Annotated in this window: 22 protein-coding genes, 1 tRNA gene and 1 pseudogene; 13 read left to right on the top strand and 11 right to left on the bottom strand. The window is 34.5% G+C overall.

The genetic code is table 11. The annotated features are described in order from the left end of the window. Positions 1–204: 204 nt before the first annotated feature. From N3Z16_RS02300 to rplM, 5 genes are all read right to left on the bottom strand, one after another. On the bottom strand, positions 205–945 hold the full coding sequence (locus N3Z16_RS02300) for a DUF2608 domain-containing protein (RefSeq protein WP_282486577.1): 741 nt from the start codon (positions 943–945) through the stop codon (positions 205–207). A 149-nt stretch (positions 946–1,094) separates the two neighbouring features. Beyond that, positions 1,095–1,601, bottom strand: coding sequence for a DUF6622 family protein (locus N3Z16_RS10890; protein WP_410519620.1), 507 nt, complete (start codon positions 1,599–1,601; stop codon positions 1,095–1,097). A gap of 75 nt (positions 1,602–1,676) precedes the next feature. Further along, positions 1,677–1,753: transfer RNA gene (locus N3Z16_RS02310), tRNA-Met, on the bottom strand. A 224-nt stretch (positions 1,754–1,977) separates the two neighbouring features. Then, the gene (rpsI, locus tag N3Z16_RS02315) at positions 1,978–2,466 is read right to left on the bottom strand and encodes a 30S ribosomal protein S9 (protein ID WP_223939364.1); all 489 of its coding nucleotides are present in this window, start codon (positions 2,464–2,466) and stop codon (positions 1,978–1,980) included. Between the two features lie 5 nt (positions 2,467–2,471). Continuing rightward, complete coding sequence (gene rplM, locus N3Z16_RS02320; RefSeq protein WP_223939363.1) at positions 2,472–2,945, bottom strand: 50S ribosomal protein L13; 474 nt, start codon at positions 2,943–2,945, stop codon at positions 2,472–2,474. A gap of 287 nt (positions 2,946–3,232) precedes the next feature. Here rplM and N3Z16_RS02325 point away from each other — a divergent pair, with 287 nt between their 5' ends. The 7 genes from N3Z16_RS02325 (at position 3,233) to nuoF (ending at position 8,571) form a co-directional block, all read left to right on the top strand. Then, a complete protein-coding gene (locus tag N3Z16_RS02325) occupies positions 3,233–3,607 on the top strand; it encodes an NADH-quinone oxidoreductase subunit A (RefSeq protein WP_223939362.1) in 375 nt (124 codons plus the stop codon). A 30-nt stretch (positions 3,608–3,637) separates the two neighbouring features. Continuing rightward, on the top strand, positions 3,638–4,144 hold the full coding sequence (locus N3Z16_RS02330; protein WP_276571960.1) for a NuoB/complex I 20 kDa subunit family protein: 507 nt from the start codon (positions 3,638–3,640) through the stop codon (positions 4,142–4,144). A 2-nt stretch (positions 4,145–4,146) separates the two neighbouring features. Further along, the gene (locus N3Z16_RS02335; RefSeq protein ID WP_282486580.1) at positions 4,147–4,749 is read left to right on the top strand and encodes an NADH-quinone oxidoreductase subunit C; all 603 of its coding nucleotides are present in this window, start codon (positions 4,147–4,149) and stop codon (positions 4,747–4,749) included. Positions 4,750–4,761: 12 nt separating this feature from the next. Beyond that, positions 4,762–5,964, top strand: a complete 1,203-nt coding sequence (locus N3Z16_RS02340) for an NADH-quinone oxidoreductase subunit D (RefSeq protein WP_282486581.1) — start codon at positions 4,762–4,764, stop codon at positions 5,962–5,964. 53 nt (positions 5,965–6,017) lie between these two features. Then, positions 6,018–6,521: an NADH-quinone oxidoreductase subunit NuoE gene (gene nuoE, locus N3Z16_RS02345; protein ID WP_282486582.1), complete on the top strand. Its 504-nt coding sequence runs from the start codon at positions 6,018–6,020 to the stop codon at positions 6,519–6,521. A 105-nt stretch (positions 6,522–6,626) separates the two neighbouring features. Beyond that, positions 6,627–7,319 carry a hypothetical protein gene (locus tag N3Z16_RS02350; RefSeq protein ID WP_282486584.1) on the top strand — a complete coding sequence of 231 codons (693 nt, stop codon included), beginning with the start codon at positions 6,627–6,629 and terminating at the stop codon, positions 7,317–7,319. Beyond that, positions 7,300–8,571 carry an NADH-quinone oxidoreductase subunit NuoF gene (gene nuoF, locus N3Z16_RS02355; RefSeq protein ID WP_282486585.1) on the top strand — a complete coding sequence of 424 codons (1,272 nt, stop codon included), beginning with the start codon at positions 7,300–7,302 and terminating at the stop codon, positions 8,569–8,571. Before N3Z16_RS02350 ends, nuoF begins: the two co-directional genes overlap by 20 nt. 70 nt (positions 8,572–8,641) lie before the next feature. Here nuoF and N3Z16_RS10895 read toward each other — a convergent pair. Together N3Z16_RS10895 and N3Z16_RS02360 are read right to left on the bottom strand one after the other, a co-directional pair. Then, positions 8,642–8,842: pseudogene (locus tag N3Z16_RS10895) on the bottom strand (transposase); the annotation flags it as partial. Positions 8,843–8,896: 54 nt separating this feature from the next. Beyond that, on the bottom strand, positions 8,897–9,019 hold the full coding sequence (locus N3Z16_RS02360; protein WP_282485841.1) for a hypothetical protein: 123 nt from the start codon (positions 9,017–9,019) through the stop codon (positions 8,897–8,899). A 6-nt stretch (positions 9,020–9,025) separates the two neighbouring features. Between N3Z16_RS02360 and tnpA the strand changes: the two genes are divergently transcribed. Both tnpA and N3Z16_RS02370 read left to right on the top strand, forming a co-directional pair. Beyond that, a complete protein-coding gene (tnpA, locus tag N3Z16_RS02365; RefSeq protein WP_282485546.1) occupies positions 9,026–9,463 on the top strand; it encodes an IS200/IS605 family transposase in 438 nt (145 codons plus the stop codon). An 86-nt stretch (positions 9,464–9,549) separates the two neighbouring features. After that, on the top strand, positions 9,550–9,933 hold the full coding sequence (locus N3Z16_RS02370; protein WP_282485819.1) for a hypothetical protein: 384 nt from the start codon (positions 9,550–9,552) through the stop codon (positions 9,931–9,933). 10 nt (positions 9,934–9,943) lie between these two features. On the opposite strand, the gene N3Z16_RS02375 is transcribed toward N3Z16_RS02370, so the two are convergent. Beyond that, positions 9,944–10,348, bottom strand: coding sequence for a hypothetical protein (locus tag N3Z16_RS02375; RefSeq protein WP_282485820.1), 405 nt, complete (start codon positions 10,346–10,348; stop codon positions 9,944–9,946). A gap of 313 nt (positions 10,349–10,661) precedes the next feature. On the opposite strand from N3Z16_RS02375, the gene N3Z16_RS02380 reads away from it, so the two are divergent. Genes N3Z16_RS02380 through N3Z16_RS02390 form a run of 3 tightly spaced genes read left to right on the top strand, consistent with a single transcriptional unit; the run spans position 10,662 to position 12,855 of the window. Further along, a complete protein-coding gene (locus N3Z16_RS02380) occupies positions 10,662–11,252 on the top strand; it encodes a hypothetical protein (RefSeq protein WP_282486586.1) in 591 nt (196 codons plus the stop codon). Continuing rightward, a complete protein-coding gene (locus N3Z16_RS02385) occupies positions 11,253–11,885 on the top strand; it encodes a hypothetical protein (RefSeq protein ID WP_282486588.1) in 633 nt (210 codons plus the stop codon). It begins immediately after the preceding gene. Beyond that, on the top strand, positions 11,875–12,855 hold the full coding sequence (locus N3Z16_RS02390; RefSeq protein ID WP_282486590.1) for an RP853 family protein: 981 nt from the start codon (positions 11,875–11,877) through the stop codon (positions 12,853–12,855). Before N3Z16_RS02385 ends, N3Z16_RS02390 begins: the two co-directional genes overlap by 11 nt. Positions 12,856–13,065: 210 nt before the next feature. Here the strand turns inward: N3Z16_RS02390 and N3Z16_RS02395 are convergent, their stop codons facing one another. From N3Z16_RS02395 to parE, 3 genes are all read right to left on the bottom strand, one after another. Then, positions 13,066–13,557, bottom strand: coding sequence for an RNA pyrophosphohydrolase (locus tag N3Z16_RS02395; RefSeq protein WP_223938367.1), 492 nt, complete (start codon positions 13,555–13,557; stop codon positions 13,066–13,068). A gap of 108 nt (positions 13,558–13,665) precedes the next feature. Next, complete coding sequence (locus tag N3Z16_RS02400; protein ID WP_223938384.1) at positions 13,666–15,027, bottom strand: S41 family peptidase; 1,362 nt, start codon at positions 15,025–15,027, stop codon at positions 13,666–13,668. A 187-nt stretch (positions 15,028–15,214) separates the two neighbouring features. Continuing rightward, positions 15,215–17,194, bottom strand: coding sequence for a DNA topoisomerase IV subunit B (gene parE, locus N3Z16_RS02405; RefSeq protein WP_282486591.1), 1,980 nt, complete (start codon positions 17,192–17,194; stop codon positions 15,215–15,217). A gap of 468 nt (positions 17,195–17,662) precedes the next feature. Here parE and N3Z16_RS02410 point away from each other — a divergent pair, with 468 nt between their 5' ends. Continuing rightward, entirely contained in the window at positions 17,663–19,504 is a 1,842-nt protein-coding gene (locus N3Z16_RS02410) for a ribonucleoside-diphosphate reductase subunit alpha (RefSeq protein WP_282486592.1), read from the top strand. Positions 19,505–19,546: the final 42 nt, after the last annotated feature.

Genomic DNA, 19,546 nt, shown 5'->3' on the forward strand with positions numbered 1-19,546 from the left:
CAGGTTGATGTATTTATTCCTAAGTTAGATCAAAAATAGATAAACGTGTTAGATTATTCAACTAAAGTTTGAGATCACTTTTATATTTTCCTTATTGTTTAAGGATATAGTGTAGCTTAATTTCCCTTATTCCTTATTGGTTCACAATACACTATTGATAATACTACAAATTGATTAATGATTACAATTAATAACTTTAGGTTTTTATTGTTGGCTGTTATTTGTGAGATAATTGGCTACTTCATTATCTTGAAGCCAAATTTGTTTTTCGTCGAGTATTCTAATTTGTACCCTAGCAATTTCTGAATTAACTTTTTTATCTTGATTAAAGACCTCTGCTAGATATTGAAAACCTATAAACTCTATCGAGTTTTCTTCACACATATAACTTACGCTTTCTAAATAGTCGGCATTATCGTCGACAAAAATTATTTTCTTAGGTTTCCACTTAACGACATTTTTTAAAAAATAGTCTAACGCTTCCCCTTTGGATTGTTTCCCGGAAAAAACTATACCCTTTTCAAACCCAGCTTCTTTTTGCCATAATATCCTTTTGTTATGGGGAGGATATATGAATGTAATGCCTTTTTTTTCTAACTGAGATAACCTCCACTTCATCGGATCTACGATACTGCCGAATTTCTCAGTACCTTTAGCAGTTAATGCTATTGTTGGGATACCTTTCTGTTGTAGGCTAGAGATTATTGTTTTTATGTCTGGTTCAACTAATTCTCCTTTTGCTTTTAACATATAAAGAGCATGAATTTTTTTAACTCTTTCGATACCATATTTATTCTCGTATTCCTTAAAAATTTCTTGCCTTATTTTACGTGCTTTGGGCCTCCCTATTAAGTCCGCTGGAGCTGATATTACATTATCTACGTCAAAAACAACTAGAGTATTTTTATCTGCTTTCTCTAGAATAGGAATAATATCTCTTATCAAAACAATGACAGTAAATTGGTTAGCGTAAGCACTTTGGATTGATAGGCTTAATAATAAAATTAAAATTAAATACTTTCTTATACTGTACTTGTAGTTCATGATATTAACTTTTTTGAGAAAGGGGAGGACTAAGATGGAAATTTATTCTTTTAAGTTGATTGCTTTCTTTTTCTAACCCCTTGTAGCTCTTTTAGAACTGCATATCTATAATAAAAAAGGGCTTTAGATAATGTTATGCCTATCATTAAGCTTAATGTTATAAGTTCTATTATTTCATACTGCTGAGCCAATTGAGGCTCGACAGTTCTCATATATCCAAACAAGTACTTTATCGAGAATATGGCAATTATTACTAATAAAGGCTTCTGCGAACCTGGTATAATTAAAGTGTTATTATCAGTATGGACTGGAGGAGGTTGGAGCAGTTTCAAATTGATAGAAATGGAAATAATTATTAATACAAAAACTAATAAAAAATCTTCAATTCTATTTAACTGTTTTATAAAAAAGGCCAAAAATACTAATGGCATGATAAATAGCTTAACTGGATACAACACAACTCTTGGTTTTGTAGCTTTAATTCCTATGAACATTAGATAAATAAACAATAAATAAACATAAAATGGAGTAGATTTTAAAATATAAACAACTTGCATTTTAATATTTTTGTATGTTTTTTAATATGAACTGGTTTTTTTAGAGGAGTAATTTAGATTAGTTTTATGTAAATATGGTAGCGAGGGAGGGACTTGAACCCCCGACACGCGGATTATGATTCCGCTGCTCTAACCAGCTGAGCTACCCCGCCATTTTGGTAATAAAATCAAAACGTTACAAGTATTTACTAGAAACTGCTTAACACAAGGACCATATATGATATTGTACCATGTATCTAGCAAACCTCTTAATTGAACATTACTCAATAATTACCACCGTACTTAAGAGTGTGATATTAAAGCACAATTGGTATCAGCCAAGTATTGAAGCTTTAATAAAATGCTCAATTTAGAAAAATAATGCCAAAATGTAATTTTAACGTTTAGAGAATTGAGTACTTTTACGTGCTTTACGTTTACCGTATTTTTTACGTTCTACAACTCTTGAATCTCTTGTTAAAAAACCATTTTTACGCAACGCTGTGTGGAAATCATCAGAAATACAGTCTAAGGCTCTAGCGATGCCATGGATAATAGCACCAGCTTGGCCTGTTGTTCCGCCTCCTTTTATTGTGCAAACTACATCATACTGCCCAGAAGTGTTAGTATCAACGAAGGGCTGTAATATTAACTTTCTATATGACTCACGAGGAAAATAATCAGACATATCCCTTTTGTTAACAATTACCACACCTTTTCCAGGTTTTACCCAAACTCTGGCTACAGAATTTTTTCTTCTTCCAGTACCGTATGCACCGCCCCCGGGAAGTAGCTTCTTGGCTTTATGAAATGTAGATTTTGTTACAACTGCGGTATCAGCAACTTTTGCGTTTACATCTAATTTTTCGAGTATTGATACTTCCATGGCTATTACTTGTTATTCTTGTTTTTTGGATTTTTACTTGCGAGGTCGAGTAATTTAGGTTGCTGCCCGTCATGCGGATGTACACCTTCTGCATAAACATACAAGTTACCAAGTTGCTTAGCGCCTAAACTGTTTCTGCTTATCATTCTTTTAATGGCCATTTTTACAACCCGCTCAGGATACTTTCCTAAAAGAATTTTTCCAGCGGTTGTTTCCTTGATGCCACCTGGAAATCCAGTATGGCGATAATACATCTTACCATTTTTTGGATCAGCTTTGTTACCGGTTAAATGTACGTGTTTTGCATTAATAATAATTACATTATCACCACAATCCATGTGAGGGGTAAATGTAGACTTATGCTTACCACGAAGCAGTATAGCTGTTTGACTTGCAAGACGGCCAAGTATTAGATCTTTTGCATCAATTATCCACCATTTTTTATCGATATCAGATGGTTTTGCTGAATAAGTTTTCACACCAGTTCTTTCATTAAATTAGATATTTTGTGCATAATAAATAACAGTTTATAACATATGATGTCAAGGAGAATTTTTGCGATGTGGTTTTTTTCGAGCTTATTTTGCTAAAACATTTTATTTATATATCGAATCATTTATAATATATCGATTAAGTCCTGCGGCTTAAATAACATAAAAGAGATATAGAGTTTTTAGCTATGTGGTTAATTTCTGTTGCCAATATTTCGTCTTTAGTGTAGCAATTAAGGGATAAGGAGTCAATAATGTATTAGAGAATAAAATTAATGCATCCTAACCCAAAAATTCTTGTTGAGTATTTACCTATTGCAGTTTTTTTTAGTATAGCTGCTTTCATTTCTTTAGTTGTAATTATCTTACCTAAAATTTTTGCTAAAGAAACTCCTCAAAAAGATAAACTTAAAAGTTATGAATGTGGTTTTGACGCTTTTGGAGATGCCCGGGGTAAATTCGACGTTCGTTTTTATCTGGTAGCAATTTTATTCATTATTTTTGATTTAGAAGTGGCCTTTCTAATCCCCTGGGCTATTAATTTAAAGGCAATAGGTATGTTTGGTTTTTGGTCAATGATAGTTTTTTTGGTAGTGCTAACTATTGGATTTATTTATGAATGGAAAAAAGGCGCCTTAGAATGGGAATAATTAGCAGAGCATAATTTGAGGGATATAGCGATGGAAAATATGATGCCCTCCCAGGATCATTTTTTTAAAGAAGAACTATCAGACCGTGGTTTCGTTCTAGCTAAGGTCGATGATCTAGTTAGCTGGGCTAGAGCAAATTCGTTGTGGCCTATGACTTTTGGCTTAGCGTGCTGTGCTGTTGAAATGATGCAGGCAGCAGCTTCCCGCTATGACATGGACAGATTCGGTTTTCTGTTTCGTCCTAGTCCAAGGCAGGCTGATCTTATGATAGTTGCAGGCACACTTACTAATAAAATGGCTGCTCCAATGCGCCGAGTCTATGATCAGATGGCTGATCCTAAATATGTTATATCTATGGGAAGTTGTGCCAATGGCGGTGGTTATTATCATTATTCTTATTCAGTAGTAAGAGGTTGTGATCGGATTGTGCCAGTTGACGTTTACGTCCCGGGTTGTCCTCCCACTGCTGAAGCGTTAATTTACGGATTAATGCAATTGCAGAGGAAAATTAAAAGAACCAGTAGATTTAAAGGTTAATAATGCAGCCTATAGAGATTATTGATAATTTTTTAAAAACAGAAAAATTAGAATTTTCCAAGCTTTCAATAGGTAATTTTATTGGTTATAAAATATTACCAGAAAACCTCATCAATGTGCTTGAGTTCTTGAAACACCATAAAGAACTAAGGTTTACAGTTCTAACTGATCTTTTTGCGGCTGATTTTCCTGAACGTGATAAGCGTTTTGAAGTTGTATATAGCTTATTAAGCTTAAAACTCAATAAAAGAGTCCTGTTAAAAATTGACGTAGCAGAAGATGATCCTGTACACTCAATAACCTCAATTTATAGTGCCGCCTGTTGGTATGAACGAGAAATATTTGACATGTTTGGAATCGAATTTAAAGATGCTCCGGATTTAAGGCGTATTCTAACTGATTATGGGTTCAAGGGACATCCTCTACGTAAAGATTTTCCTCTTACCGGTCATGTGCAAGTTAGGTATGATGAAACACTAGAAAAAGTTATATATGAGCCGGTGTTACTGGAGCAAGAATTTCGGAATTTTGATTTTACCTCGCCTTGGCATGGATCTAGGGAAAATATTTTGCTTGGTGACGAAAAGGCAACAAAACAGGAATAAATATATAACTATATGGCAATAAGCGAAGAAGAATATTTACATAAAGATGATAATGAGCTGACTACCATTAATTTTGGCCCTCAGCACCCCGCTGCACACGGAGTTTTGCGTCTTATCTTGCAAATGGATGGGGAGGTTATAAATAAAGCTGACCCTCATATAGGGCTTCTCCACAGAGGAACAGAAAAATTAATTGAACATAAAACATATGCGCAAGCAGTTCCTTATTTTGATCGCCTTGATTATGTCTCTCCTATGTGCCAGGAACATGCCTATGCACTCGCCGTGGAAAAACTCTTAAAGATAGAAGTACCAAGGCGTGCTAAATTCATAAGGGTTCTTTTTTCTGAACTTACAAGAATTTTAAACCATACCCTAAACATAGGTACTCAAGCCGTAGATCTAGGAGCTACTACACCTCTTCTCTGGTTATTTGAAGAACGTGAAAAAATTATGGAGTTTTATGAAAGGGTTTCTGGTTCTCGCATGCACTCTAATTATTTTAGGCCAGGGGGAGTGGCATCTGACCTTCCTGATGGATTGCTTGATGACATAGGAGTTTTTGTTCAAAAGTTTCCACAATGTTTAGCTGATGTTGAAACATTGTTAACTAACAACAGGATATGGAAACAAAGACTTGTGGAGATCGGAGTTGTTAGCCAGAAACAGGCTATGGACTGGGGTTTTTCAGGTCCGATGTTAAGGGGGTCTGGAATTGAATGGGATCTTCGCAAGTCTAATCCTTATGAAGTATATGATGAAATGGAATTTGATATTCCTATAGGAGTTTCCGGCGACTGTTACGATAGGTATCTAATTAGAATAGAAGAAATGTACCAGTCGCTTAAAATTATCAAACAATGTATAGAAAAAATCCCGACAGGACCTGTTAAATCATTAGATGCTAAAATAACTCCGCCATCACGGACGCAGATGAAGGAATCCATGGAAGCTATGATTCACCATTTCAAGTTATATACCGAAGGATATAATGTCCCCGCAGGAGAAGCTTATGGTTTTGTCGAAGCTCCAAAAGGAGAGTTTGGTGTTTATTTATACGCAGATGGAACTAATAAGCCTTATAGATGCCGTATCAAAGCTCCAGGATTTGCTCACTTACAAGGGCTTGATTTTATGGCACGCGGCCATTTAATGGCTGACGTGGTAACTATCATTTCGAGCCTTGATATAGTTTTTGGAGAAATTGATAGATAACAGAAGCTAAAACTTAAATACCTATAAAATGATATAATGATGTGTAAATAAACATGTTTAGTTTTAACAAGGAAAATATTAAGAAGGCCAAGGAAATATTAGCGAAGTATCCGGTGGGTAGGCAAAAAAGTGCTGTTCTTCCTCTTCTGGATTTAGCTCAAAGACAAAATGGGGGGTGGTTATCGGTAGAAGCCATTGAATATGTAGCGGATTATATTGCAGAACCATATATGAGGGTCTACGAAGTTGCTTCGTTTTATAGCATGTTTTATTTAAAACCGATTGGTAAATATCATATTCAAGTATGTGGCACTACTCCTTGCTGGCTTAAAGGAGCTAACGATATCCTAAAAACCTGTGAGGAGCGTATAGGAATTAAATGTGGTAATACTTCGGTAGATGGTCAATTTACTATCTCCGAGGTTGAATGTCTTGGAGCGTGTGTAAATGCCCCTTTAGTCCAAATAAATGATGATTACTATGAAGATTTAACCCCTGATAAAATGAACGATATTATTGACAAATTATCTGCTCGTCAAAATGGGCAAAAAAGCTGAGTAATGGAAAAAAAGTAAGATATTATGGTTAAAATATTTGGCCTACTATTATCCATTTTATCTGATATGTCAGGCAAAGTCTTGTTATCCAGAAAAAGTCATATCATGTCTAGGAGTTTGGTAAAGAGCTATGTTTTTTTAGATCTTTCCTCCATGCAAAGAGGCGTACTTGCTATAACCATGCTAATTTTAATTTCTTCTTCAGCTTACTCTGATTACATAGCCGGTTCATTTTCTGTTAGTGAAAAAACTCAGGAATTTACTAAATCTGTCGGATCTGGAAAATGTAGCGGAAAAATAACTTATCCTGTACTTTATAATGAAAATCAGGAAATAATAGATGAAATCAATCATGAAATAACCGATTTTGTCCATTCATATGCAATCTGTAATCAAGGCGAGAGAAGCAATTTTTCTGTAAGTCTTGATTTACCACCATCTGGGTCAGAAGACTACTTTAGCGTTAGATGGGTTACACAAAAAGATGGAAAAATCTATCGTATAGATAGCTTAAACTTTGATATAAACAACTCTGACCTAATACAAATTGATGACATTTTCAATTCAATGAGTAGTGGTGTTTTCAAGGAAATAATAAAACTTTCTGATGGTCACTTAAAATCTGATGATAATTGGGAAATTTTTCTGGATAAAATTGGTAAAAGAGATATACAGTATTATATCAAAAATGGAGAATGGTATTTAATTTTTAACAGCTCTCCATCTTTAGAGAAAATTGTTGAGGTTAAGATTCCACAATATTTTTTAGAAGGTGATGATGTTACAACAGCAAGATAAAATCTTTACTAACCTATACGGGCAATATTCTCCTGAACTGGCATCAGCAAAAATGCACGGTGATTGGGATAATACAAAGTCATTAATTGCTAAGGGACGTGATTGGATCATTGAGGAAATTAAATCTTCCGGTTTACGGGGGAGAGGAGGAGCAGGATTTTCTACCGGCATGAAATGGTCATTTATGCCAAAGAATCATCTCAACCCCTCTTACCTAGTAGTTAATGCTGATGAATCTGAGCCGGGAACTTGCAAAGATCGGGACATCCTTAGATATGAACCGCATAAACTTATAGAAGGGTGCTTGCTTGCTTCTGTCGCAATAGGTGCTCATAGTTGTTATATATATATAAGAGGTGAGTTTTATAATGAAGCATTGGCGGTCCAACGAGCAATCGATGAAGCTTACCAAGAAAAATTAATTGGTAAAAATGCTTGTGGTTCTGGTTATGACCTAGATATCTATCTTCATAGAGGGGCGGGAGCTTATATTTGCGGAGAAGAAACAGCTCTGCTTGAAAGCCTAGAGGGAAAAAAGGGACAGCCTAGGCTTAAGCCTCCTTTTCCTGCAGGTGCTGGCTTATATGGATGTCCTACTACAATTAATAATGTGGAATCCATTGCTGTAGTACCAACGATTTTAAGGCGTGGGGCATCATGGTTTGCTGCTATCGGTAAGCCAAATAATACCGGAACAAAATTATTTTGCATCTCGGGACATGTTAATGCGCCTAAGAATATAGAAGAAGCTATGGGGATTCCTTTAAAAGAATTAATTGAAAAACATGCTGGAGGTATTCGTGGCGGCTGGGATAATTTAAAAGCTGTAATTCCTGGTGGGTCATCCGTACCGATGATTACAAAAGAAATGTGTGAAACTGTTACTATGGATTTTGATGCTCTTCGTGCTGCTGGTTCAGGACTTGGTACAGGCGGAGTTATAGTAATGGATAAATCAACTGACATAATTTATGCTATTGCCCGTTTAAGTAAATTTTATATGCATGAATCATGTGGTCAATGCACACCGTGCCGAGAGGGTACTGGTTGGATGTGGCGAATGATGATGAGCCTTTGTAGAGGGGAAGCTAAAATTGAAGAAATTGATGAATTGCTGGATATAAGCAAACAAATTGAGGGACATACAATTTGCGCTCTCGGCGATGCAGCTGCGTGGCCTATCCAAGGATTAGTTAGGCATTTTCGCCATGAGATTGAAGATAGAATCAAAAATTTTAAGAAACTTGCTTAAATAGATTAAGCGACCAAAATTGTACTTTATACTGATACCTAATTTTTTTATTGATTCCTATTACGGATGCTCGCGTAATGTAATCTATTGTCAAGTATAAAGTCTTAAAAACAGAATCATCGCTAGGAAAAACCCGCTTATTATTTGTTACTTTGCGTAATTGGCTATTTAGACCCTCTATCGCATTGGTTGTATAAATTATCCTTCTAATAACCTCCGGATATTGTAAAAAAACTACCAGATTTCCCCAATTATTTTCCCAGGATTTTGCTGAACTCATTGCGGGTTTGAATTTTTACGAAATAAAACCATTATAGCCTTGTATTTAAAAGGTTTGTAGATATATTGAGTATTCATTAATTTTATAGTCCCTTTGGTGGTGAAAACCTCCATCTTCCAGATGGAAAAGCTTTAGCTTGTCTAATGCGCCATGATGCGGTAGCATCATAAGTCTATGACTTACTATAACAAAAGATCACATTCAGTTTTTTATCATCGTTATCATATAGTATGGATAACGAAATATCGCTATAAGGTACTTACTTACGACATAAAAAAACGTGTTCGGGAACTAGTGTTACAGGTAGCTGAGGAAATGAGTATAAAGATAGAAAATGGCGTTGTATCAAGCGACCATGTCCATATATTTGCAAATATTCCTCCGCATATTAAAATTAGTGAATTTGTTCAGAAAGCTAAGGGAAGATCATCTAAAAGAATACAGGAAGAATTTCCGATACTAAAAAAGAAATACTGGGGTAGACATTTATGGGGCAGAGGATACTTCAGTTCAACTAGCGGTAATGTTACAGATGATATGATTAACGAATATATCAACAAACACACTGACGCTCATGAGACCGACTTTACTTCAAATATTAGGCTAGAATGAGCTTTAGCTTGATAAGCGACTTCTAGTCGCAAAGATCAAACTTTCATCTCTCAGATGAAAGTGGTTGATTTAAGTAACCAAATAGAATGAGCAGAATTAGACGATACAACAAGCTTCCTACTGTTTTGAGAGAAGATGAATTTAACGAATTTGTCTTACCGCATCTTAAAAAAGGCACACGTGGTCCAAGTAAAAAGATATCATTTTTCAAATTATTTAATTACATTCTTAAACTCATGCATACTGGTTGCCAATGGGAACAGATACCAATAGACAAAAATAAAGACGGCATGCCAGAAATTCACTATACTAATATCTATAATGCTTTTAAGTTCTGGGTTAAGCACGGATGCTTTGATAAGATTTTCGAAGCTTCGGTGGCAAGGTTATTTAAAGCTGGAATGCTTGATACTGATATATTACATGGTGATGGTACTTGTACTTCTGCTAAAAAAGGGGTGACAACTTAGGGTATAATGGTCATAAACACACTAAAGGAGACAAGGTTGTACCGTTTTGTGATAGAAACTGCAATGTTATTGCGCCTTTTGTTACTGCTCCGGGTAATAGGAATGAAGGAATCCTGCTTACTCCTGCAATATCAAACTTAAAAAAGATTGTAAAACTAATAGGTATAGATCTCAAGGAAAGTACCATGAGCTTAGATGGTGTATATAATTCACGTAAAAATCGTAAAGCAATTTTTAATCTTGGCATGACTCCTAATATGCCAGAGAATAAAAGGAGTCGCAAGAAATCTAAGCGAGGAAGAAAGCAAACTTTTTGCCGGAAAATCTTTAAAGAAAGGTTTAGAACGATAGAGAGAATATTTGCCTGGGAAGATAAATTCAAACGGTTGTTACTGAGATTTGAATTCCACAGCATAAACCATTATGCTCTGAAAACTATAGCCTACAGCATGGTTAACCTGCGGCATTTTTGTGGATAACGGCTAAGCATGGATTAAACAAGGTGCGGATGAAGCTAAAGGGAGAATACTGCCCAAATTGCCAAAAATTAAGCAATTTGATTATAAAATCATCAAAAATTCCAATACAAAAGCTGCAGTTCCAAAATCTTATCGACGAGAATAAAAACCCACCCGTTTTTAAACTATGAAACCAGCAATGAGTTCCAGGATAATAAATTATTAGAGTTATTTATAGAAAATAAAAAACATCTAGCATCGAATCAATTATTGAAGTCAATTACTAAACTTACTAATATCAATTCAGTAATGTTTAAACCTTTATCTTTAGTAATAATAGGAATTATTGTATTTCTAATTTACCTGAAATATAATTCTATTGTAGTCCAACAAGAAACAATAGAGCTTAATAATAAATATTATTCATTTTCTGAAAAATACCGTACTATAAAAAAACGTCATCCAGAAGTGGAAAATATTACTAATTTAACAGATTTCTATAATCTCCAAACAATACTCAGTATTAAATCACCAAATCCCTTTGATTTTCTTGAAAAACTTTTTTCTTTAAGTAATAACCCTAGCATTAAAATAGTTAACATTGATTGGTATACAGAAGATACAGATTTTACTGATAAAAAAATAATACTCAGTACTGATATATATATTATGTATATAGGTGATAAAAAAAATGAACATGAAGCACAACAAGTTTTACAGGATTATGTAAGTTCAGTAAGGCTGCTCTTTCCAGATTATCAGGTAAGTTATTCTATAGAATATGACCATACCACTGAATTATTAACTACCCTAACTATACCGGCTAAATTAACTATTAGTAAAAATATAGAGGGGTCATAAATGCTTGACAAAGTAGTAATTCACCTTAAAAACATAATATTTTTTAAATTAGTTGTATATACTATATCTATTGTTTTACTTGGAGTGCTTATTCCTGAGTTTCAGGATCAGTTAGTAAAATCTCTACATGGAAAAGAAAGAGCAGAAATTTTATTTAATCAGTCCATAATCCAGCTTAACTCAATTGTGGAATTTGAACAAAAAATTCCTGAAATTAACTTGCAATATAAAGAGTTACTTGCTAATTCCAATAATAAAATTTGTGATACTAGAGAAGGCTTGTTAAGTAATTTAAGCTTGATTTCTCAAAAACGTAATTTATACGAACCAATCAAAGCGAAAGTGGTTCGGGTATTTGACAACCCATCCATTCAAAATAAGAATAGCGAAATTATCCTTTATCAATATGAAGTAACCATAAATTTTGCAGTGGATTCATATGAAGAAGTTCTCAATGTAAGCGACGACATCTATAAAACTTTACCAGTAGGAGCTGTTATAATAGGTATGCAAATAAGAAAACTTCAAGCGTTGACGCCGGAGATTATACAAAAACTTTCAACCAAGGATTTTCCAGGCCTTACAGAGGTTTCTATAAAAGTTCTACTTAGAGAGATTGTATATGAAGAATAATATAGATATTTTAAAAAATATTGATAATTCTGCTTTCCTAAGCAAAATAAAAAGCCATTTAGGTAATAATTTAAATAATTATTTAATTACTTCCCTCTCCAATATGCTTGCTATTGATTATGTAAATAGATTGAAGAAAGAACCTAAAATAGAGGAATATGTCCAGAAATGTGTGGAGAGGCTAAAAAAGCATTTAAAGCATATGGTAGTTACTGACGAAAGTTTTGCAGGGGTAATGACTTTATTTGCAATTGCTATTACTGATAAAAAAGAAATAGGTGATGGGCTAGTTAACACCCAAGAAAAAAACCAAGATATTTTAATAGACGGTTTAGTAGCTGATCAATTCAGTGATTTATCACCGACAGAGCAAAAAAATGTAAAAGAAGTGTTGAGAGCTTTATTAAATGGACGTGATGGAAAAGAAATAATGAATTTTATCCATTCAGACCCCAAATTATTCTATTCAGTAGTGTTTAGTGCTTACAAAGAAAAAACTAAACAGAAAGAAATCATGGAAGTTGTGACAATTAACCTAAATAAAATAATTGCTGATACCAAATTTATTAATAGAAAAAGAAATAATATAAAAACTCTAACGGCAAAAATTACGATGGCAGCAGGACTAGTTGCTATTGCCTCAACTGGAGTCTTTATAGGAGGGCTAATGCTTCCGGCACTTATTGTTCCAGCTTTTGCTCTTTCTGCTAAGTTTGCTCCAGTTGTAGGCGAGAAAGTAGGAGAAATTATTGCACAAAATAATAACATGGTGCAAAAAAAGCAAACTCACTTAAAAGAGTTTATGGCGTCAATTGTACAACCGGAATTAGGCCAAAAACTTTCGCATTCTAAAGCCCATAAAAAAGATCTAATATTAAAACCAGAATTAGAGATCAAATCTCAGGTCGTTGATATATTAAATCAAACGCGTACCAAAGATATTAATAAAAAGAATTCTAGGCAAAGGTAAAGTAAGGTAAACTCATTTAGAAAAAATTGTTATATAAGCCCTCGATAACTTATTTAACAATATCGTCAAACTTCCAATTATTAGTAGATGTCATTAAATTTCTTAATAGTAGATTTTGGTTAGGGTTTTTAATTTATCTCATATTTTTATGAAGCCTTAAAGCGCTATTTACTTATTTCCGGGAAAGTGGACTGAAACGTTATCCATCTTCTACATAATCAATTCTTTAAATTCTGCTATTATTTTTGAATATAATTTATACTTAAATGGGATAATATTTTCTAATAATTCATGTACTTCTACCCACTGCCAGCTGTCAAATTCTGGGTGCTTAGTTTTAACATTTATATCAGAATCTTGGCCGGTAAATCTTATTAAAAACCATTTCTGCCTTTGTCCGCAATATTTTCCTTCCCAAAGTTTATGAACGAGAAACGGAGGTAAACGATAACTATACCATTTTTTACTTTCGGCAATTATTTTACCTTGGTTACTTCCTATCTCTTCTGCCATTTCTCTTAGGGCTGCTGCACTTGGAGTTTCACCCAAATTGATTCCTCCTTGCGGCATTTGCCAGCCGTTGGTTTTAGAATCAATTCTTTTTCCTACAAAAATTCGATTACTTTTATTAATGATCATCATACCAACGCCTTGTCTAAAAGGGAGTTCCTGACCGGGTATCTCTACTTTTTTTTCTGCCATGTTTATTTCTGCTCCTTTGAAAGGATAAAAGCCAAAACAACTATATAAGCTTCGATATTAAAAAATATAAAATACCCTTTTATAAGAATTCTGGCTCTTTCCACTACGCTATTTACTTTTCTTTTCTCTAATTATTAATCCACGAATTAAGTCGTAAGCCCGAGCGTACTGATAATCTTTCTTATATTTTTCAGACATTTTATGGTCCTCAATTTTTTCTGGTGTACCAGCAGGTTTAGAATCGGGTTTATCTTCGTTATTATATTTCTTTAGATAACTCTTTATGGAAGATTCATTAAACGCACTGCCTTTCTTTTCTTTTTCTGCATACTCAACTTTTGCATTCTCAATGAAAATATCCGGTTCTATGCCTTTACCATTTATAGATCTACCATTTGGCGTGAAATATTTAGCAGTAGTAAACTTTACTGCTGCTCTTTTGTTAATTTGCGTAAAGGTCTGAACCAACCCCTTACCGAAAGAAGTAGTGCCAATAATAATGGCCCTATTATGATCTTGTAAAGCCCCTGCTACAATTTCAGAAGCAGAAGCAGAACCAGAATTAATCAGCACTACCATAGGAATCTGGGGAGCTTTTTCAACGAATCTGCCTGCAGAAATAACCACATTTTCTTCGTCTTTTTTTCCTTTAGTTGATACTATTATTCCATGGTCTAAGAAATATTCACAAACGGCTACCGCTTGATCGAGCAGTCCTCCTGGATTATTCCTTACATCTAAAATTAAACCTTTTAGATCTTTCTTTTCAAGTTGGGCTTTTTTAGATAAATCTTTTATTGCTTTTTTAAGTTCGCTGATAGTTTGATTGTTAAAAGTAACAATTCTTATATAGCCAATTCCACCATAATCATCTAATTCCAAATCAGATTTTATTGGTTTTATCTTAACAATTTCTCTTATTAAGTCAATTTCAGTAGTTTGGTTGCCATCTTCTTTTACTACAAGTAAATTAAGCTTAGTTCCAGGTTCACCGCGCATCTCACGAACGGCTTTATTATAGCCAAGAGTAGAAACTAATTGACCGTTAACGCCTACAATATAATCGCCTGCCCTAATTCCTGCTTTATAGGCAGGTAAATCGTCAATAGGTGAAATGACTTTTATAGCACCTTGATCAGGGATTATTTCTACGCCAATACCTCCGAATTCGCCGTCTGTTTGATCAAGGAAAAACTCAAGATCATCATCAACAAAATACCCGGAATATGGATCAAGAGAAAGCAACATACCGTTAATTGCCTCGTCAGTCATTTTCTGATAATCTACCTCTCCCATATAATCCTTACCAACACGTTGCAGAACTTCCTGGAACTGTTTGCAATAGTATGGCAGGGGTTGATTATTAATTTCTTTTTTTTTCTCTTCTTCAGCAAACGTTACCGAAGAAAACAATAGAACTATAAAGGCCGTTAGTAAGGTTAAAGAGGAAAAAAACGAGTTTAATGACATTTTAAGGTAAGGTGTTACAAAAGTTTGCACCTTCTTTTTTCTCAATTTACAAGATTCTTCCCTAACTATTGCTATAACGTTGCTTATCGGAACAATAATTAATCGTGTATTTATACTAGCTGGTTGCCAAGTAGGCGTTTCATAGTGACAACTTTTTGGTTTGTAATTTTTTTGCTTTTTAATAAAATCAAACATATATTTCGAGGTTTCCTTCCTTGTTTAATAACGCTTTTTCCTGAATAAACTTAAATCTTTTTTCAGGATTTTTCCCCATCAGATTATCTACTATTACATTTGTATTGTCAAAGTCATCTATGCTTACTTGGTATAAGAGCCTTAATTTAGAATCCATAGTTGTCTCTTTGAGTTGTTTTGGAGTCATTTCGCCTAGGCCCTTAAATCTTCCAACTTCGATTTTTGCCTTACTTTCGGAAGATAATTTTTCTGTGATTAATAGCTTTTGCTCATCATTAGCAGCGTAATAGGTCTTATTATTCTGCGTTATCCGGTATAAAGGCGGTTTCGCTAAATACAAGTGGCCATTAACTATCAGCTTACGCATTCTGATAAAAAAGAAAGTCATTAACAGGGAAGCTATATGTGCGCCATCTACATCCGCATCTGTCATGATTATTATTTTTTCGTAACGTAAGTCCTCCTCTCTGTAATGGTTCATTGAACCGCAGGCAAGGGCTGTTTCAAGGTCTTGGAGTTCCTGATTGGCTAGAATTTTTTGCAAAGGAGAATTTGCAACGTTTAAAATTTTACCTCGCAGCGGCAATATTGCCTGAGTTTCCCTGTCTCTTGCTTGCTTTGCTGATCCCCCTGCAGAATCCCCTTCAACTAAAAAAAGTTCTGTTCCTTGCGCATTACTCCGTGTGCAATCCGCAAGCTTACCTGGCAATCGTAATTTCTGAGTAGCGTTTTTTCTATTAACCACCTTCTCGTTTTTCCGGTTTAACCTATATTCAGCGTTACTTATAATGTGAGATATTAATATATCAGCTACTTTTTTATTACTGCTAAGCCAATGATCAAAATGATCCTTAACCATATTTTCAACGTGCTTTGCAATACCATTTGACACTAGCTTTTCCTTGGTTTGCCCTTGAAATACAGGATTTGTAATAAAAACTGAGATAACAATACACGCCGACTCTAAAATGTCTTCAGGCGTTATTAAAGACACTTTTTTAAGCCCTGTCATTTCCCCATAAACCTTTATACTTCGGCCCAGCGCTGCTCTATTACCTTGTTCATGTGTTCCGCCTTGAGGAGTGGGAATAGTATTACAGTAAGATTGAACAAAACTTTCTTCTTCGTGCCAGCAAATTGCCCATTCTATTTTGATGTTTTCTGCTGTTATCTCAGCATTACCAGAAAATATTTCCCCTCCGACAATTTTATCCTTATCAAGCTTTGAGTCTAGATAATCTCTAAGACCATTTGGAAAATGAATAACTGATTTTTCTGGAACTTCCTGATTATGAATTAGTTCTGGGGCACAAACCCAATGAATTTCAAAGCCTTTATATAAATAGGCTTTGGATTTTGCTAAATCATAAACTTTTTTTGGTTTGAGGGTTATCCCCCCAAAAATTTCTAGATCAGGGATGAAGGTAATTTTAGTTCCTCTTGATTTTCTAGAGGCTTCTTTTTTCTCTAATTTTGTTAAAGCATGGCCTTTAGAATAATCCTGGCTATAAACAAAACCATCCCGGTAAACTTCTACATTTAATTTTTCTGATAAAGCATTTACTACTGATATTCCAACACCATGTAGCCCCCCTGAGGTCTGGTAAGACTTATCCGAGAACTTTCCACCCGAGTGTAATGTGGTCAAAATCACTTCTAGAGCCGATTTATTAGGAAATTTGGGATGATTATCAACTGGGATGCCTCTTCCGTTATCCGCTATTGATACACTGCCATCAGCAAACATTTCAATAGTAATACGATTGGCATAACCAGCAACAGCTTCATCCATAGAATTGTCAATTACTTCTGAAACTAGGTGGTGCAACGAAGTTTCGTCAGTCCCACCAATATACATCCCAGGTCGCATGCGCACCGGTTCTAACCCTTCTAAGACTTCTATATCACTTGCAGTATAGGATTCGTCCTTAAAGCTTTTCTTAGTAGTAGCAAAATTAAACAAATCAGACACTCAATATACCAATCTTAAATAGTAAAAAATAATTGGAATAAATTTATATAATTTTCTAATAAAAAGCAACAATAACCATCAAGCAGCAAACAACCATAAGGAATTGGTTTTGGCTTAAGTAATATAAAAATTTAGTAAATAAATTATCAATGATAATAACGGTTTTATTAACCATTTTTTATCCACATACACAATATTTATTAATAATAAAATATTCTTATTACGGTTTAACTATCTTATGAAACCAATAAACTGGATTTATTTACTCATATACAGCAATACAATTAACAACTACATATAGTATGTCAAGCAAAAAAACATACAATATTCGCAAAAATAACTATTGAAGAAAAATGAGTTTATGCGTTATGATCAAGGCAAGTTGATCTAAAATTCTAAACAGTTTTAGTTTTAAAATTTTTGATTGTAAGATTTGTATCATTCATCTTAAAAAGGAAAAAAGAAATAATGTCTAAGGCTAAAGGAAATAAATATAAGGTAAAAATCGATAGAAGTCGTGATAGTTTACTTAGTGATTTTGGTAAAGCGGTGTTAAAGGATCGTTACCTAATAAAAGGCGAAGATTATCAAGATCTATTTGCAAGAGTTGCAAGCTATTATGCAGATAATGAATCTCATGCCAATAAAATCTACGATTATATAAGCAAGCTGCATTTTATGCCAGCTACCCCTATACTTAGTAATGGCGGAACAGATAGAGGATTGCCGATTTCTTGTTTCTTGAATGAAACTGACGATAGCTTAGAAGGGATTGTGGGGCTCTGGACTGAGAATGTTTGGTTAGCGTCTAAGGGGGGCGGAATCGGCAGTTATTGGGGGAATGTTCGTTCTATTAATGAAGCAGTACATGGAAATGGCAAAACCTCTGGTATTGTTCCATTCTTAAAAGTTCAGGATTCTATGACTCTGGCAATTTCCCAAGGTTCCCTGCGGCGAGGTAGTGCAGCAGTTTATTTGCCTATTGATCACCCGGAAATTGAAGAATTTATTGATTTGCGTCGTCCTACCGGAGGTGATATAAACCGTAAGGCTCTAAATCTCCATCATGGAGTTGTAATTCCCGATAGCTTTATGGAAGCAGTTGAAAATAATACTACTTGGGATCTAAAAAGCCCTCGTGATGGAAGTGTAATAAATACAGTTAGAGTACGAGATTTATGGATAAAATTACTCACTACCAGAATTGAAACCGGAGAGCCTTATATACTCTATATTGATGCAGTAAATAAATATATTCCGGACCATCATAAAAAGTTAGGTTTAAAAGTAAAAACTTCTAACCTTTGCTCTGAAATTACTCTTCCAACAGGTATTGACCATCTCGGTAATAATAGAACCGCAGTGTGCTGCTTATCGTCTCTTAATCTTGAATATTATGAAGATTGGAAAGATAACAAAGAGTTTATTCCAAATATTATGAGATTTCTTGATAATGTCCTTGAGGATTTCATCACAAAAGCTCCAGATAGTATGAGCAGAGCTAAATATTCAGCAATGCGTGAACGTAGTGTCGGTCTCGGGGTAATGGGATTCCATTCATTCCTCCAAGCACAGAATGTGCCTATGGAGTCAGTAATGGCTAAGGTTTGGAATAATAAAATATTTGAACATATAAACAAGGAAGTAAATGCTGCATCTGTGCTTCTGGCAGAAGAAAGAGGTGCATGCCCAGATGCAGCTGAAGTGAGTGTTAAAGAGCGTTTCAGTAATAAAACATCTATAGCCCCAACTGCTTCTATTTCTATTATTTGCGGTAACTCTTCTCCTGGAATAGAACCTTTTGCTGCTAACAGTTTTACCCAAAAAACTTTAACCGGGTCTTTTAATGTCAAGAATAAGAATTTAGTAAGGTTACTAGATAAAAAAGGCTTTAATACCGATCAGGTCTGGTCTTCTATTTCAACCCATGAAGGTTCGGTACAACATTTAACATTTTTATCCGACCATGAAAAAGACGTTTTTAAAACAGCCTATGAAATTGATCAGAATTGGATTATTGAGCTGGCAGCCGATAGAACGCCTCATATATCTCAAGCTCAATCTTTAAATATTTTTATGCCAGGAGACGTTAGCAAAAAATATTTACATGAAATTCACTTCAAAGCCTGGAAAAAGGGAATCAAGAGCCTCTACTATTCTCGTTCTACTTCTATCCAAAGAGCAGATAAAGTATCTCATGCAGTTTCAACTGATAAAGGGATGGCGGATTTAGAGAGAAAAAATAATATTAATTTAGAACTAAAAGCATCTTCAAAAACTGAATATGATGAATGTTTATCATGTCAGTAAAATAAGAGCAGTTTATTACGAATAATATCAAGGAGAAATTAA

Source organism: Candidatus Megaera polyxenophila (assembly GCF_029982035.1).
Classification (GTDB): domain Bacteria; phylum Pseudomonadota; class Alphaproteobacteria; order Rickettsiales; family Rickettsiaceae; genus Megaera; species Megaera polyxenophila.